Annotated in this window: 13 protein-coding genes; 2 read left to right on the top strand and 11 right to left on the bottom strand. The window is 42.8% G+C overall.

What is annotated here, in order from left to right:
* Positions 1-83: 83 nt before the first annotated feature.
* Positions 84-755 carry a DUF2293 domain-containing protein gene (locus tag W7W_RS0112630; RefSeq protein ID WP_157202481.1) on the top strand — a complete coding sequence of 224 codons (672 nt, stop codon included), beginning with the start codon at positions 84-86 and terminating at the stop codon, positions 753-755.
* Positions 756-814: 59 nt separating this feature from the next.
* Here W7W_RS0112630 and W7W_RS0112625 read toward each other — a convergent pair whose 3' ends face one another.
* From W7W_RS0112625 to W7W_RS0112595, 6 genes are all read right to left on the bottom strand, one after another.
* The gene (locus tag W7W_RS0112625; RefSeq protein ID WP_010664102.1) at positions 815-1,540 is read right to left on the bottom strand and encodes a TorF family putative porin; all 726 of its coding nucleotides are present in this window, start codon (positions 1,538-1,540) and stop codon (positions 815-817) included.
* A 171-nt stretch (positions 1,541-1,711) separates the two neighbouring features.
* Entirely contained in the window at positions 1,712-3,322 is a 1,611-nt protein-coding gene (locus tag W7W_RS0112620) for a sodium:solute symporter family protein (RefSeq protein ID WP_010664101.1), read from the bottom strand.
* Between the two features lie 473 nt (positions 3,323-3,795).
* Positions 3,796-5,415: a choline dehydrogenase gene (gene betA, locus W7W_RS0112615; protein WP_010664100.1), complete on the bottom strand. Its 1,620-nt coding sequence runs from the start codon at positions 5,413-5,415 to the stop codon at positions 3,796-3,798.
* Between the two features lie 78 nt (positions 5,416-5,493).
* A complete protein-coding gene (betB, locus tag W7W_RS0112610; RefSeq protein ID WP_010664099.1) occupies positions 5,494-6,951 on the bottom strand; it encodes a betaine-aldehyde dehydrogenase in 1,458 nt (485 codons plus the stop codon).
* A 1,123-nt stretch (positions 6,952-8,074) separates the two neighbouring features.
* Positions 8,075-8,839, bottom strand: a complete 765-nt coding sequence (locus W7W_RS0112600) for a type 1 glutamine amidotransferase domain-containing protein (RefSeq protein WP_010664098.1) — start codon at positions 8,837-8,839, stop codon at positions 8,075-8,077.
* Positions 8,840-8,976: 137 nt separating this feature from the next.
* Positions 8,977-9,960 carry an aldo/keto reductase gene (locus W7W_RS0112595; protein WP_010664097.1) on the bottom strand — a complete coding sequence of 328 codons (984 nt, stop codon included), beginning with the start codon at positions 9,958-9,960 and terminating at the stop codon, positions 8,977-8,979.
* A 160-nt stretch (positions 9,961-10,120) separates the two neighbouring features.
* Here W7W_RS0112595 and W7W_RS0112590 point away from each other — a divergent pair, with 160 nt between their 5' ends.
* A complete protein-coding gene (locus W7W_RS0112590; protein WP_010664096.1) occupies positions 10,121-11,710 on the top strand; it encodes a dipeptidase in 1,590 nt (529 codons plus the stop codon).
* 280 nt (positions 11,711-11,990) lie between these two features.
* Here the strand turns inward: W7W_RS0112590 and W7W_RS0112585 are convergent, their stop codons facing one another.
* From W7W_RS0112585 to W7W_RS23885, 5 genes are all read right to left on the bottom strand, one after another.
* Entirely contained in the window at positions 11,991-12,659 is a 669-nt protein-coding gene (locus W7W_RS0112585) for a transposase (protein WP_010664095.1), read from the bottom strand.
* Positions 12,660-13,186: 527 nt separating this feature from the next.
* Positions 13,187-13,927 (bottom strand): SDR family NAD(P)-dependent oxidoreductase, encoded by a 741-nt coding sequence (locus W7W_RS0112580; RefSeq protein ID WP_025006901.1) that lies wholly within the window; start codon positions 13,925-13,927, stop codon positions 13,187-13,189.
* Between the two features lie 67 nt (positions 13,928-13,994).
* Positions 13,995-14,423 carry a hypothetical protein gene (locus tag W7W_RS0112575; RefSeq protein ID WP_010664093.1) on the bottom strand — a complete coding sequence of 143 codons (429 nt, stop codon included), beginning with the start codon at positions 14,421-14,423 and terminating at the stop codon, positions 13,995-13,997.
* Between the two features lie 226 nt (positions 14,424-14,649).
* Positions 14,650-15,879 carry an isocitrate dehydrogenase (NADP(+)) gene (locus tag W7W_RS0112570; RefSeq protein WP_010664092.1) on the bottom strand — a complete coding sequence of 410 codons (1,230 nt, stop codon included), beginning with the start codon at positions 15,877-15,879 and terminating at the stop codon, positions 14,650-14,652.
* A gap of 75 nt (positions 15,880-15,954) precedes the next feature.
* The coding region (locus W7W_RS23885; protein WP_010664091.1) for a hypothetical protein at positions 15,955-16,581 on the bottom strand (627 nt) is incomplete at its 5' end.

The raw sequence follows: 16,581 nt of genomic DNA, 5'->3' as shown, positions 1-16,581 counted from the left end.
TGATGAATGCCTTAAATATCAAGGAGTTTAATGATTGTATAAATATTTTGTCATGTACTTAGATTTTTGCCAAAAACACAATGATGCCCAATAAAGAAATCAAAATATACGCACCAGGCCCCAACAATACCATTGTAAACCATAAAGGTGAAATAATTTCACCTCCCGACAACTGGGATTTTCTACCAGCAGGCGATGCCGGTGTCACCCGTAAGGTCACCTCCAAAGGTAATTGCTGGCGTATTCAGAAAAAGAAAGGACGCCGAACCATCTCAACAGGCATATGGGCACCTGCGGAAACCATCCAACAAGCCATGGCAGAGATGGCAGCCACCCGAAACACTGAAACTTATAAAAAAAGGCAGGAGTACGCAGCCCAAAGAAGGGAAAAACAGCAGGCAGCGTATGAGCAGGAGTTCCATCAGGCAGTCAGAGAATTTCTGAATTTCCATCTTCAACATAAAAACCTGGAAACCAAAATGGCCCGGGCCATCACTATTCATGCCATTCCCGTAGGCTCAGGAACTGTGGCACGTACCTCCATGATTCCACTGGAAGAAAGGGCTGCACGGGCTGTTATTGCCTGGATGCGTCATCAGACTACGGCTTACGATCATCTGAATATCCAGCGAATAAAAGGAGAGCGCCGACGAGTACGACGGTTGTTGGCAGAGCAGTCAGTTACACTTCTGGAAAAATACCGGGCAGGAAAACCTGTGGATGAAAAGTGCCCGCTGAACAGGGCATTGAAATAAAAAAGGACTGACTCTGTCTTTCAACAAAGTCAGTCCCCAATTATGAAGTAACGTAATCCTTAAAAAGTGGCTTTCAACACAAAGAATATGTCTTCAGCCTTCGGATTCGATACCAGTGATGCCTCCACCGGCAATGATATCTGGTTGTTAATAGCAACAGTCTTTCCAAGTGAAAAACCCGCATTTACAAGCGCAGCATCTGCGGCATAAAGTCCTTCAGCAGGTGTTCCGCCAACAAAACCGGACAGTTGATAGCCATCATTCAACTGCCAGTTATACATAGCCTCAAAATAAGTGGAATAATAATTTTCCCCCGCTGCATCACGATCATTGCCATAGAAAAACGTGGCCGCCTTTAGGGTCAGCGGACAACGCTCACCAAAATAATAATTCAATGTTCCTTCGAGCGCATGTGTAGTGGTTTCACTGTCCCAGTTAAAATGGTCAGCCTCGGTTAAAGCCATTTCATTCTCGTTGTAATAATCATTAACCGTCAAGGTAAGATTCCCAAAACTATAACCGGCATAAAAATCTACCTCTGCATATTTATCAGAAAAACCGTAGCTGGCCCATGCACCGGCAAAAAAGTTCCCGGCTGTCAGGCCCACCGTTGGCTGAATATTCACATTGGGGCTATAAAGCAGACCACGCCAAACGTAGCGACTAACCAAATCAGCATTAAACGAGACATTTACTTTATTCTGTGCAGATTCCGCTTCATTTTGTGCCATCAGGATATTTCCTGAGATCATAAATAACGTAATGATTGATATTATTCTTGTCATTGCTTTTTGTTTTAAATTGTGTCTGTCCATAAAGTACTATTTGCGTGGTTACGCTTGCAACTGGCACTTTCTGACCAGACACATGACTTTTTACAAACTTTCCCGACTTTATAGACGGGCACTAAATCGTAACACCTTATATGGTTTTTATTTCAATTCTATTTTCTCTCCTTAAGCTACCGCTTTGTGAAGCTGTCGTGCAGGCGCATATTTCTGGGTCAGGCGCGAAACCACTATTATGGTAATAAGACCACAAGCCATGGCAAAAGTCCTGAACGGGAAAAGTACCACGCCATCCTGAATCATCGGATAATCAATAAAAGTGGGAATTCCCAGAGTCGTATCTCCTCCACCCAAACGTAGGATAAGTGCCACAGCAAAACCGGCAAATGAACCAATAGAATTGGCTTTTTTATCATAGAATGAGGTAACCAACTGAGGGAAAAGCAATACATAAACAAAATCACTACACAAAAACCAAAGCGCATAAACACTGGTGATTTTCAATGCCAGCAGGGTAGCTGCAATCCCAATAATCCAGATACACTTTTTGATTACTTTAGTGAGGTTATTGGTACTCATCTTAGGTTTAATCAATGGGCGATAGATATTCCATGAGGCCATGGATGAGGCGGATAGGATCGAACTGTCAACCGAAGACATAACAGCTGCCGCGATGGCACCTAAGCCAACCAGTCCGATGGCTCCAGGAGTCAGATAACGAATCACATAAGGGAGAATGAGTGCCGAATTTTCGGGTGCCGAAGCAGCACCAAACGCTTGCCAGGATTCAACAGAAGACCCTACTATTCCAATCATCACCGGCGGGATTGCTGCAATAAGACAAACAAATCCAGCCAAGACTGACAACCTTACAGCTGTTTTGGGATTTTTAGAGGAGAGCACCCGCTGGAAATAGACCTGCCAGGGAATACCCCCGAAAATGAGCAACAAAGCATAGTCCCACCAATTCAGATAATAATCACCCAGAGCTTCTTTGGATGGTAAAAAACTGGCCAGTGATCCCATCTTATTCTGATAAGCATCCCAGGCCTGATCCCATCCGCCAACACTATCAATGGCAAATGGCACAACGATAATTAAACCGATAAAAAGTAAGCCCAACTGAACGACATCGGTCAGTGCGACCGCCCACAATCCGCCAATAGCCGTGTAAATTATGGCAATAATGGATGAAACAATAATCGCGGTCTGAATATCCAGTCCCAAAATAGTGGCAAAAGTGGCTCCCAGTGCGGTCAGAATAGCTGCTGTCCAGAATATTTCCCCCAGAAGAGCCGGAAAAAACAATACCGCCGACATCCGTGTACCAAATCGCTGAGAAAGAGGATCCAGCATCGTTTTAAATTCATAAGACCTCATTTTACGGGCAAAAAACAGACCGCCCAAAATAAGGCTGAGTCCATAGCCCCAGGGAGCCTGCACCCATACCAGACCATATGAAGAATCGTAAGCATATTCGGCAGCCCCATTAATATATCCGCCACCAACCCAGGTAGCACTCATGGTAAATATTCCGATCCATAAAGGTATTCCCCGTCCGGCAAGCATTACATCGGTAGTGGTCTTTGTCTTCTTAAGTTCTGCAGCATAAGTTCCCATATAGAAAATCACTCCGTAAAAGAAGATCATGGAAAAGAAGCCGGGCCAGAAAACATGTGAATCAGTAAAGAAATATAAATATCCGCCTGCAGCAGTTAATGTCAGCATCAAAACAAGGGTAGGCCATAAATTTTTTACAATCGATCGATCAATACTCATCTTTTTATTACATATTTTAGACAGATCACGAAACCTCACAATAAAAACACTGAGGAACAGCAATCTACAGAATAAAATTCTTTAAAAAAATCTCTTTACAGAGCATTCTCTCTGCAACTTTTAAGTGGGAAGGAGGGCAACAGAAAATTCCTGATCATTATTATCTTGATACATTTTCTGTTAATAAGAAGTTATGTCGGCCTTGACTTGTAATGATAATGGCTGAGATTGAAATTGTTTTTGTAAACTGGCAAATAATTGTCGATTCGAAATAAGATTAGTACTTCTGAGGTAAAAATCATGTTTAAGTTTTAAAGTGAAAGCGAAGAAGCCTTCATTCTGTATTCCTGTCTTCTGGAATTTACACGCAAACAGTTGTCAATTCGTTGCTCAACTGTTGCATGTAAATACTCCAAAAAACAGGGGCATCTTCACTTGTAATCTATAAATTGTTGAAGGCTATAATTCCTTCATCAGACATCTCTTGCCGGAGCCTCCGGTTTTTTACCAAGAATCATATCAGCAGCTTTTTCAGCAATCATCATCACCGGAGCATAAATATTTCCATTCGTGATGTAAGGCATTACGGAAGCATCCACTACGCGCAGGTTTTTCACACCATGCACCCGTAACTGATCATCGACCACCGCCATATCATCAAATCCCATTTTACAGGTACAACTGGGATGGTAAGCACTCTCCCCATCACGCGACACCCACTCCAGAATCTCCTCATCGGTCTCAACTCCTTTACCGGGAGACAACTCCTTGCCTCTGTATTTGCCCATGGCCTTGGTTTCAATAAGCTTTCTGGTTTTCCGGATAGCGGCAATCCAGTCTCTCCGCTCATTCTCCGTGGAGAGATAATTGAAAAGGATGCTGGGCTTTTCGTAAGGATTATTAGACTTGATTTTTATGCGTCCCCGCACATCCGTATTCATGGGGCCTACATGCAACTGGAAACCATGCCCTTCTGCAGGGGCCGTTCCATCGTACCGAATGGCCAAAGGCAAAAAATGGTATTGCAAATCAGGATACTTTACATCATCCCGGCTTTTGATAAATCCGCCCGCCTCGAAATGATTGGTCGCTCCGGGGCCCTTACGGCGGAAGAGCCAGTCGAACCCGATTTTGGGAGCCCGCCATGGACTTAGAGATTTGAATTCGCTGATGGGTTCTTTACAAGCCCACTGTACATATACTTCCAGATGGTCCTGAAGATTTTCGCCCACACCCGGAAGGTGATGGACCACATCAATGCCGTGTTTTTTTAATTCATCCGCATTTCCAACTCCGGATAATTGCAGAAGCTGGGGCGAATTTACCGCACCTCCGCAGGAAATAATTTCCCTGGCGTACACAGTCTGCACCTTTCCACGGCGTTTATATTCCACCCCCACAGCTTTCTTCCCCTCAAAAATGATTTTATGAACCATGGCACGAGTCAATACTGTGAGATTGGGACGTTTCTTCACCGGATGTATATAGGCACGGGCCGAATTCATCCGTCGCGTCTTATAAATGGCCTGATCAAATTTCCCAAATCCTTCCTGAGTGGATCCGTTCACATCATCAGTAAGTTTATATCCGGCTTCCTGAACGGACTCAAAAAATGATTTAAAAAGAGGATTCTCATTCTTTGGAGTAGTCAGCTTCAACGGACCTTTGTCTCCGTGATATTTATCAGCCCCGACAAGACGTGTTTCCAGCTTTTTAAAATAGGGCAAACAATGGGCATAATCCCACTTTTCCAGTCCTTTAACACTTGCCCATTTCTCATAGTCCAACTTGTTTCCTCGGATCCAAATCATTCCGTTAATAGAACTGGAGCCTCCCAGCACTTTTCCGCGTGGCTGCGCAATTCTCCGGTTTCTCATATGTGGTTCCGGATCCGACTCGTAAGCCCAGTTGTAAAAAGTCCCGTTAAGCAGAAAACTAAGCGCTGCCGGCATATGAATCCGGAAGTCCAGCCTGTAGTCAGGCCTACCGGCTTCCAGCACCAACACTTTATTGTCAGGGTTTTCGGATAAGCGATTGGCCAGAACTGCCCCTGCTGATCCGCCACCCACAATTACATAATCATATTTTGCCATAATTATTGAAAAATTTGCTGGTCACGGGACAAAGCATCACCGGTGAAAATTACTCTGTCTCAGACCTATGTTTGTCATTTAGTAAGGTGAATCCACCTTATCCATTTCGATGTAAACTGTTTTGAGCTGTGTATAGGCATCGATGGTAGCCAGGCCGTTCTCCCGCCCAAAACCCGATTGCTTGTAAGGGCCAAAAGGAACTTCCATGGGGTTCACATTGTAATTATTGACCCAGCACATACCGGCCTGTAAAGCATTAACCATGCGATGAGCGCGCTGAAGATTGGAGGTAAAGACCCCTGCAGCCAAACCGTAAATTGTATTGTTGGCTTTCTCTATGGCTTCCTCCTCTGTTTTGAATGGCAATACGGTCATTACCGGCCCAAAAATCTCTTCTTTTACAATGCGGGCATCCTCATTATCAGTCTCGAAAATAGTTGGTTCAACAAAGAACCCTCCTGATATTTCCGAATCATCGCAGACATAGCGTTCTCCACCATAAACCAGCCGGGCTTCCTTTTTTCCCAGTTCAATATAGCCGGTCACCTTTTCAAAATGCTCTTTGCTGATGAGGGCCCCCACCTGGGTTTTCATATCTGAAGGATTTCCGATTATCAGATTTCTTGTTTTAGCAACCAGTTTATTCAAAAACTCCTCTTTGATTGATTCTGCCACATAAACGCGGGTGCCGTTGGAGCAAATTTCCCCCTGTGTGTAAAAGTTGGCCATCATGGCACCATTTACAGCCTCGTCCATATCGGCATCCTCGCAGATGATCAACGGCGATTTTCCACCCAGCTCCAGGGTAACGTGCTTAAGAGTACCAGCAGAAGCAGCCATGACCTTTTTCCCGGTCTCCACTTCACCCGTCAATGAAACTTTTTGTATATCCGGATGTCCGGTAAGCATTTGTCCAACTTCGGCTTCTCCCTGTACCACATTGAATACACCGTCGGGGACTCCGGCCTCTTTCAAAACCTCAGCCAGAACCAATGCAGATCGAGGGGTCAGTTCAGCAGGTTTAAAAACCATGGTATTGCCACAAGCCAAGGCTGGTGCAGTTTTCCAGCAGGCAATCTGTATAGGGTAATTCCAGGCCCCTATACCGGCACAAACTCCCAGCGGTTCACGACGTGTAAAAGCAAAAGTATTCCCAAGATCGTAATGCTCCCCATGAATGGAAGGTGCTATTCCACCGAAATATTCCAAAGCATCGGCCCCTGTCATCACATCCACCTCAATGGCTTCCGAGAGAGGTTTTCCCACATCTTCCACTTCAATTTTTGCGATCTCTTCATTGCGGGCTCTTAGCAAATCTGCCGCTTTTCGTAAAATACGGCCCCGCTCCGTCGCTGACATTTTTGACCAAACTCTGAAACCCTCACCAGCTGATGCAATGGCCTCATTGACATCTCTTTCAGATGAGGCTCCCACGTCACCAATCTTTTCCCCTGTAGCAGGATTAATATTTTCAAAAAAAGCTCCGCTTGTGGCTTTCTGATATTGGCCACCATAAAAGTTCATTGCTTTATTCATAATAATTAATGATTTGTTAAACTAATGTTTTAATAATTTATCCTTCACCGAAACAAACCCGCCTCCACTAAAGAATACGGCATTTCAAGATTTACTGACACTATTGTAGTTTCAGAAAAACAAAAAAAAGTTTCTGTAGAACAAAACAGCACATGAAGAATTACAAAAACGACAGATCAAACACATGACAAGCCATCGCAAAGTAATTCAAGCATCGCTTCAGATACGTAATAAAATAATTGAAATACTACATTAAAATAATGCAGCTATTGGGTAAAAAAATAAAATAGAAGGGCTATCCCGTATCTGAAATTACAGGATAGTTGACATATGAAAGCGAAGTGATAAGAATTTCAACAAAAACTTATCGCGTAAAACAGTTTTTAATAGTACAGATAAATTAACTGACATTATCAAAATGCTTTTTTGTTAACCTCTTAAATTTTAGCAGATGGGTTAATTCTTTTCCCAAAATGAAATAATCGGGAAATAAGATGAACTTTTGAGGTTGTTTTTTGTTTCTGCACGACAAAAGTATTTGTTACACTACATATCTCCAAAAAACTTTCATGATTTTTTTCCATTGAATTAAAATTCAAAAATCACAACAAATACAAATTCAAGATATTAAGTCCATATAAAACTCAACAAAAAAAATCATATTCGAAACCTTTTAAAATTAATCCCACCGTTTATTCGCATACCACATTTATTAGATTATATGGAGGTGTCGTACACGCCACTGATTTACCAGAACTGAAAATTTATAGGAGGAGGTAATTGTTGTTTGATTTTCCTTTTCATGATGGACCAGCCCCGGCGGGCCGACAGTTTGGTAGTAGCAATGGCGATGCAATGAATGGGAAAGCCCCGGCAGGGGTGATACCTTGATTAAAAAGATTATGGAGGAACTATTACAAAAAGGAGTTATTAAGCAATGAAGCAGCTGATAGAAGCCCAATAAAGCTAAGGTTTAGCATTTTCTATCGCAAAGAATTATTGTGTTATCAAATTATTAATATTTAATCTATGAACAAAATTTAGGACGGGTCAATTTCAATGGAGAAAAAGGGATGATTTTCGAAAAAGCCGAAAATCATCCCTTTTTTCAATAAAACATTTATCATTTTTGACTTTTCAGCACCTCCAAGACCATTTCTGCCATTTTAGTGGCCGATTGAGGATTCTGTCCGGTTACCAGGCGGCCATCACGGACAGCATGTTCTGTGAATTTGGCGCCTTCGGAATAGATGGCTCCCCGCTCCTTTAGCTTATCCTCCAACAAGAAAGGAACCACCTGCAGCAATCCGGCAGCTTTTTCTTCTGCATTGGAAAAACCGGCCACTTTTTTTCCATCAACCAAATAACCTCCATCACTCAGTTTAATATTGACCAATCCGGCAGGTCCATGGCATACGGCACTCACCACTCCCTGATTTTTATAGATGCGGGCAGCAATGCCAGCCAGCGTTTCATTTTGTGGAAAGTCCCACATCGTTCCATGTCCTCCCACATAATGAATGGCCACATATTCTCCTGGAATCACCTCCGAAGGTTTCATTGTGTTGGCCAATTGTTTTTGTATCTGCTCATTTTCCCAAAACTCCTTGTTTACCGGGTCTTCCAGATCAAAACCATCCACCGGAACGTTACCTCCGGCAGGACTTACAAAATCTATCTTATAATCATCTTTCAAAACCTTCCAGGGATGAGCCGCTTCGGACAAATAAAACCCTGTCTCCCTGCCGGTATCCCCCAGTTTATTATGACTTGTAAAGACAAAAAGTATTTTTTCTTTCTGGGCTTCATCCTTGCTGATTGCAGCGTTAGCATCTGCAAAATTGACCGTAAAAAGGAAAAACAGTAAACTTAATATTGTCGTTTTCATTCGTTTAAAATTTTGTAATTAACTGACAAAAAAAATAATTAAAAATTTGAGAACGTATGGAACCGCTTCGCTCTCACATAATATTTTTTAAACATATTCTTTTGTGAAATTTATGCTTAAAATATATTATACTCGTTTCATAACTCATCTACTTTTCGATTAATAAAATCCAATTCATCCAATGATAGTTTTACATCAGCAGCTTTTGCATTCTGAATGGCCTGTTCTGCATTTCGGGCACCCGCCAATGCAATGGTAACTCCTTTTTGCTCCATTGTCCATCTTAGCACAAGTTGAGCAAGCGTTGCCTGATGATTATCCGCCACGGGTTGAATAGCCTTGAGAAATTCATTCACCTTAATAATATGATCATCTTTAAATGACGGATGTATTTTCCGATGATCCCCTTCGGCAAACTTATGGCCGGGTTTGATTTTACCGGTCAACAATCCGCGTTCCATCGGACTATAAGCCAGAATAGATTTGTTGTTTCTGATACACCAGGGAACAGTCTCCTCCTCTATTTCACGATTTACCATACTAAATGGCACCTGATTGGAAACAATGTTAACCACCTGGTTGGCTTTCTCGGCCAGAGATGCATCATAATTACAGACTCCGGCATGGCGGATCTTTCCCTGCTCCAACAACCGCTCCACTGCCTCAAAGGTCTCCTCTACAGGTGTAGTTACATCAGGCCAGTGAATCTGATACAAGTCGATGTAGTCGGTTCCCAATCGCTTCAGACTATTCTCACACTCTTCAATCACACTCTCTTTTCCGGCATATTTATATACATCAATAAACCGACCATTATTATCTTTGGTCTTCATATAAAATTTCCCTTTTGGCAAATCCCATCTTAAACCAAACTTGGTAAGAATCTGCACCCTCTCCCGGGGAATGTCCCGAATGGCTTCTCCAACAATCTCTTCACTGGTTCCCTGTCCGTAAATGGGGGCAGTATCAATAGAGGTAACCCCATGCTCATAGGCAGCCCTGATGGCATCAATGGCATCGGATCTTTCTGTTTTTCCCCACATCCAGCTACCCGCAGCCCAGGATCCAAAAGTTATTGCAGAAAGACGTAATTCTGAGTCTGATAGTGTTCGATATTCCATATTGCAAAGCTTTTGTTAGACCAACGAAAAACATCATACAATGGTTCAAAATAAAAATGACCATTTAACATACTCTAATCTCCTTTTACCTTTCCCAAAATTCATTATTTTTGTTGGCTGCCTCCCTGATCTTTTTTCAACCTAATAAATCACTATTGTCATGCTATACACCAATCGTTTTATTGCAAGTCTTTTTGTTTTTTTGATAACTGCTTTTGGTATTAATGCTCAGGATAAGCCTGATTACCAAAACGGAGTTCCCGAAGCATGTACCTCCATCACTGTGGGAAAGCAAGCCTCCTTCGATGGATCTGTGATGACCTCACATACCGATGACAGTCACCGTACCCGTGCATGGATGGATATTGTTCCGGCACAACGATTTGGGCGCAGAGACAAAGTGACCATGTATAAGCGGGAAGCGGATGATTCAGGTCCCATGCCGGCCTATAAACACACACCTATAGGCGAAATTCCCCAGGTACGCGAGACTTACGGTTACATCAACACCGCTTATCCCTGTATGAACACCCAACAGCTTGCCATTGGTGAATCAACCTTTGGGGGAAGAGAATCACTTCAGTCGGACGAAGGTCTCATCGATTGTCAGCGCCTGATTAAGCTGATGCTTCAGCGCACAACCAATGCCCGTGATGCCATCAAGACCGGTGGTGAATTGCTCAAAAAATACGGATGGAACGATGCAGGCGAATGCCTGACCATTGCTGACACAAAGGAGGTCTGGCACATGGAAATTGTTGGCTCCGGAAAAGGCCAAAAAGGGGCTGTATGGGTGGCACAGAGAGTGCCCGACGATGAAGTAAGCGTCAATGCCAACGCCGCTCGTATTCAGGAAATTGATCTTGAAAATCCCGACTTTTTCATGGCTTCTGAAAACATCTTTGATGTGGCCCGTGACAGCATGTGGTGGAACCAGGCCACGGGACCGTTCCGTTTTGCTGATGCGTATGCCCCCGAAAGCAGAGAGTCCATGGCAGCACGCCGCCGTGAATGGCGCGTTCTCAGCATGATGAACCCATCACTGGGGCTGGATCCGGAAGCCCGCGATTATCCATTTTCGGTGAGGCCTTCACAAAAGGTTACTTTGGAAAAAATGATTGATATTTTCAAGGATTACTACGAAGGAACACCCTACGACATGGTCGGTCACATAAAGAAAGTGACCGAAGAAGGTGACACCATTCCCCACCCTATGGCCAGTCCGTTTATGCCTTACGATACCTATGATCTTCACAATATTCATGGAGGCTGGGGCGATTTGGGCGAACGTACCATTGCCCGATGGTACACCATGTATGCAACCATTACGCAAAGCCGGGACTGGTTACCCAATGAAATCGGCGGACTTGTTTGGCTCGCACAGGACAATGTGGCCACGTCGGCATATATCCCTGTTTATTGCAGTGTTACAGACCTACCTGCAAGCTATAAAGTACATGGCCGCAATGGATTCAGCCGACAGTCAGCCTGGTGGGCCTTCAACCGGCTCAGCACACTGGCCTCACAACGATGGAACGACATGCGGCATGATGTGGACAGCGTTATGATTCCTCTTCAGCAGGAGATCTTTGAAAGTCAGAGAGCTGCAGAAAAAGAGGCCATGAGTATGCGTACAAAGCATACCATTGATCACCTGACACGATATACCGAAAAATGGGGAAACCGGGTGGTCAGTGAAGCATGGAAGCTGGGAGATTTTCTGTGGACGAAATATGATGAGAAGTTTTAACAGGTGATTTTCCAGGAAGGGTGATTTCCTTATCACCCCATTCCAGAAAGGGTGATTTCCCTATCACCCCATTCCAGGAAGGGTGATTTCTTTGCAAGCAAAGCAGCAGAGCTGAGCGCCCTATCACCCCATTCCTGGAGGGATGATTTAACTTTCACCCCATTCCTGGAGGGGTGATTTCACTTTCACCCCATTCCTGGAGGGATGATTTAACTTTCACCCCTTTTAAAAATTTAAAGGGCGATAGGGAAATCGCCCTTCCAAAAAATCGCCCGTCCTGCTAAAAACAGTCAAGATAATCCTCATTGCACCAATTTCCCGGCCAATGAGTCCAATGATTCACAAAACCGGCTTTAACAGGATTATTCAGCGTATAACTAATCACTTTCGAAAGATGAATAGATCCTCTAACAGTCACATCAAAACTTTCCCGGTGCCATAAATTACCTGATAAATTCTTTGTTTTATTTATTTCTTTTGCAGAAAACTGCTTGACAGATTTTAGAATATCCTGCAAAAAAACAGGCTTACCTTCAAAATCCTTTTCAAAAGTTTCCAAAACCCAATGCATATGATTTGGCATTATGGAAAAAGCGATGTTAGTTATTTTCTTCCCCTCCCAATATTTAACAGATTCAGAAATAATATTTATAGATCTAATTCCAGAAATATCGATATCAGGTTTTTGCTGTAAATCAAGCAGTTTATTAAATGCATTAGAGCACTTTCGTTTCACACTTTGATATTCCTTTTTCATATTAGCAATGCTCTCATCAGAAGTTTTCCTGCTTTTGTGTGAATAAATTTTAGCTTTCAAATGCTCCAATTCCATTGAGTACTTTTCAAAAGCTTTAGATGGAACTGCATTCTTCAGACACCATGTCACAAAAAATTGTTGTCCGGGAGTATGAAAATGAGGTAAGTGTGAACGATAATGCTCCTTTTTCATATGCTGAGTTTAGGTTAGGGCGTGCGATTTCCTTAAGGCATAATTTCAGAATATGCTATTTATTTGTCACTAAGCGGCAGAGCAAATAGCTTTCCGAACAATTTTCTAATCATACATTTCTAAATTACACAATAAAACTATACATTTTTTCCATATTGCACAACAAAACAAAAAGCTAAAATATTGACTGAAAACATATTGAGAGGCAGGCCGGTTGTTTAGAGTCTGTCCATAAATTAAGCAAAATTTGTTTTTAGTCCTGTTTCTGATCATAAAGTGCCAATTGCTAGGCTTGCGACCGCGTGCCGCCTAAAGCTTTAGCGCCGTGCCGTCGGCAAGCCTTTGGCGACCGATGGGTGGCGCAAGCCGCCAAAAACGGAGTTTACTAATCGTAAATGAGTATTTTGGCGGCAAGCGTAACGACGCAAGTGGTACTTTATGGTCAGAAACTATTTAAAATGGTAAAAACGTTTAAAAGTGCGATTAGGAAATCGCACATTCCGGGAAATCACCTGTCCCGGGCCCATTTAATGCTCATAAATCATTTTTCGGGTCATGCCGCCATCAATGTAGATATTTTCCCCGTTTACAAAATCATTTTCGGGGTTGCAAAGCCACATCACCAGGGAGGCCATATCGGAAGGTTTGCCAACACGCCCGCTGGGATGCTGTTCATGATCTTTTGGTCTGAGTTTTTCGGGATCCCCGGTGTGTATCCATCCGGGACTGATGCAGTTGACAGTAATGCCGGTGCCGGCAAGAGAATTGGCAAGTGCATGTGTTAGGGAAACAATGCCTCCTTTGGAAGCTCCATAAGCTTCGCCTCCGGGTTCTGACATTAAGTGACGTGTGGATGCCAATTGAATAATGCGCCCGTACTGTCCATGTGCATGCATTTTGGAAAATTCGCGGGCGCAAATGAAAGCTGCGCGCAGATTGCTGTTGATAATGTAGTCCCACTCTTCTATGGTCAACTTATCGAGTGGTTTAAACCGGCTAAGGCCGGCATTGTTGATCAGAATATCCGCAAATCGCCATTCGACTTCGATTTGCCTGAAAAATTTCAGAATCTCATCGGCATCGGCCAGATCGAGATGTGTCGTATGAATCCATGGGTAATGACTTCTAAGATTGTCCAGCCCCTCCTTATCTTTATCAACCACCCATACTTTAGCTCCGGCTTCTTCAAGAGCAATGGCAACCGCTCTGCCGATTCCATTAGCTCCTCCGGTAACGATGGCCCGTTTTTCTTTCAGCTTATGTTCCATAAAGTTCTTCATTTATTCCTGTATGCTTTAAGATAAGAACTTTATTCAGAAAAAGCCAGAAAAGAAATCAGAAGTTGAACATCCACTCTTCGATGGGCAGGAATTCCTCTTCAAAATCTGCATCAAAGTAATCCGGTCCGTAAACTTTAAAAGAAAACATCCATGGTTCAAGATCCAGAAACTCTTCTTCATAATCATTTGTAAAATAATCGTCCAAAACTACTTTTGCCGACACAGTTTCCGGTTTTGTGAATGCTGACAAATCAAGCATCCATTCTTCAATTTCAATAAACTCATTTGTTTCTGTAAAAGCAGTGGGATCCAACATCCAGGCTTCAATATTGTCAGCCGGTTCTTCTACGGTTTCCAAAACCGCAAATAATTTTGCATTGTGCTCTTCATTGAACCTTTTCAAAGGTTTCTCTACATTTCCGGCAGCATTAATATTGATTGAAACTGCCAAAATCATTGCGGAAAAAATTACTGAAGTTTTCATTTCCAATCCTCCTGTTTAGTTAAGTAATTGTGTTGCTGATCAGATTATGTCAATAGCTATACCACAAACCACTACAGACTAACAATCAATCAATTACAATTAATTCCGCGATGTTTTAGGTAGCAAAAGTGTTTACTTTTGCAACAAAGACATGTTCGTTATCGAACAGAAAAAACCCGTGCATGTTTGACCATACACGGGTTTTCAATATTATGGAAACACTGTTCTAGTTGTCCATTTTTGTTTTCAGATTTTCAGCAAGCGAAGTCAGGAAGTCCTCGGTATTGAGGTAATGCTCCTCTTTCATGTCCTTTCCATGAATGGTCAATGCCAGGTCTTTGGTCATTTTACCACTTTCAACGGTATCAATACAAACCTGCTCCAGGGTAAGGGCAAATTTAATCAATTCTTCATTTCCGTCCAATTTACCACGGAATTCCAATCCTCTGGTCCATGCAAAAATGGAGGCAATGGGATTGGTAGAAGTAGGCTTACCTGCCTGATGCTGACGAAAGTGACGCGTCACTGTACCGTGGGCCGCTTCTGCTTCCATCGTCTTTCCGTCCGGTGTCACCAGAGTGGAAGTCATCAGGCCCAAAGAACCAAATCCCTGTGCAAGGGTATCTGACTGCACATCACCATCATAGTTTTTACAAGCCCAGACAAAACGGCCGTTCCACTTCAATGCTGCTGCAACCATGTCATCAATCAAACGATGCTCATAAGTAATTCCCAACTCTTCAAATTTTGCTTTATAGTCACTTTCGTAAATCTCCTGAAAGATATCTTTAAAGCGACCATCGTATTTCTTAAGAATGGTATTTTTGGTAGATAGGTAGAGTGGCCACTTCTTCATAATGGCCTGATTAAAACAGCTGTGCGCAAATCCACGGATACTCTCGTCGGTATTGTACATCGCCATGGCCACGCCATCACCTTCAAAATCATATACATTAAACTCCTGAGATTCTGATCCATCTTCAGGTGTAAAAGTGATGGTCAGTTTTCCTTTTCCCTTTGTTACAAAGTCAGTAGCACGATACTGATCACCAAAAGCATGACGACCGATACAAATTGGATGTTCCCATCCGGGAACCAGACGGGGAACATTTTTTATCAGAATAGGCTCTCTGAAAACAGTCCCTCCAATGATGTTACGAATGGTTCCGTTAGGAGATCGCCACATTTTTTTTAAATCAAACTCCTCTACCCTGTTTTCATCAGGCGTGATGGTAGCACATTTGATACCCACATGGTATTTCTGAATAGCTTTTGCAGCATCAACAGTAATCTGATCATCTGTAGCATCACGACTCTCCATTCCCAGATCGTAATATTTGATATCCAGATCAAGATAAGGCAGAATCAGTTGTTCCTTAATCATTTTCCAGATGACCCTTGTCATCTCATCGCCATCCAGTTCTACCACCGGATTCTGAACTTTAATTTTCGTCATAGGTCAATTGTTTGTATATCAATTAGGTCAAATAAACAGTTTACAAATGCACATGGTTCATGCATATCAGCTTTTTTACTCAATATCCAGGTTCAACATACTGCGTAACTTATCGAGAGTTGGATTCTTCTCTGCCAATACTTTATACTTATCAGCTGAAGTATAGGCTTTTTGCGGACCACTCTCTTCTCTGATATACTCAGTCTCCAGCACTAACTTGGCATTTCGCAGTTCTTTTTTCAGAAAGTCAAACAATCCCTTTTTTCCCTTGAGCAATTCCACCTCCTGGGTTTCATTCTTTAAGGGGAAGACCACAACTCTATCACCTTTCAAACGGGGGGAATGAGCGGTGAGCATACTAAAGAGACGGGGATTTGAGTTTTCCACTAAACGAGCATAAGCATTCCATACCCGTTGTAATTGTTCGGGAGAAAAGGTTTCTTCCCAGGTCGGATCTATTCCGTTATTTCCTTCAACAACACCTTGAGCTGCCTTTTCATTCTTCTGTCCGGCAGTACCATTTCCGGGTTTCGTAAAAGATTTTATGGAAACACTTTTAATTGTTTTTGGAGCTTCTGCTTTGGCAGACTGACCGGAGCCACTTCCTGAAACAGCAGGTTTAACGTTCCCCGAAGCATCGGTAACCGGCTTGCTCTTCTCCTTTTCGGCTGCCTCAGCTGCTTCTTTCTCTACTTTTTTTTT

Source organism: Marinilabilia salmonicolor JCM 21150, assembly GCF_000259075.1.
GTDB lineage: Bacteria > Bacteroidota > Bacteroidia > Bacteroidales > Marinilabiliaceae > Marinilabilia > Marinilabilia salmonicolor.
The sequence above is the reverse complement of the archived record's forward strand: the minus strand, read 5'-3'. Positions and strand labels throughout refer to the sequence as shown.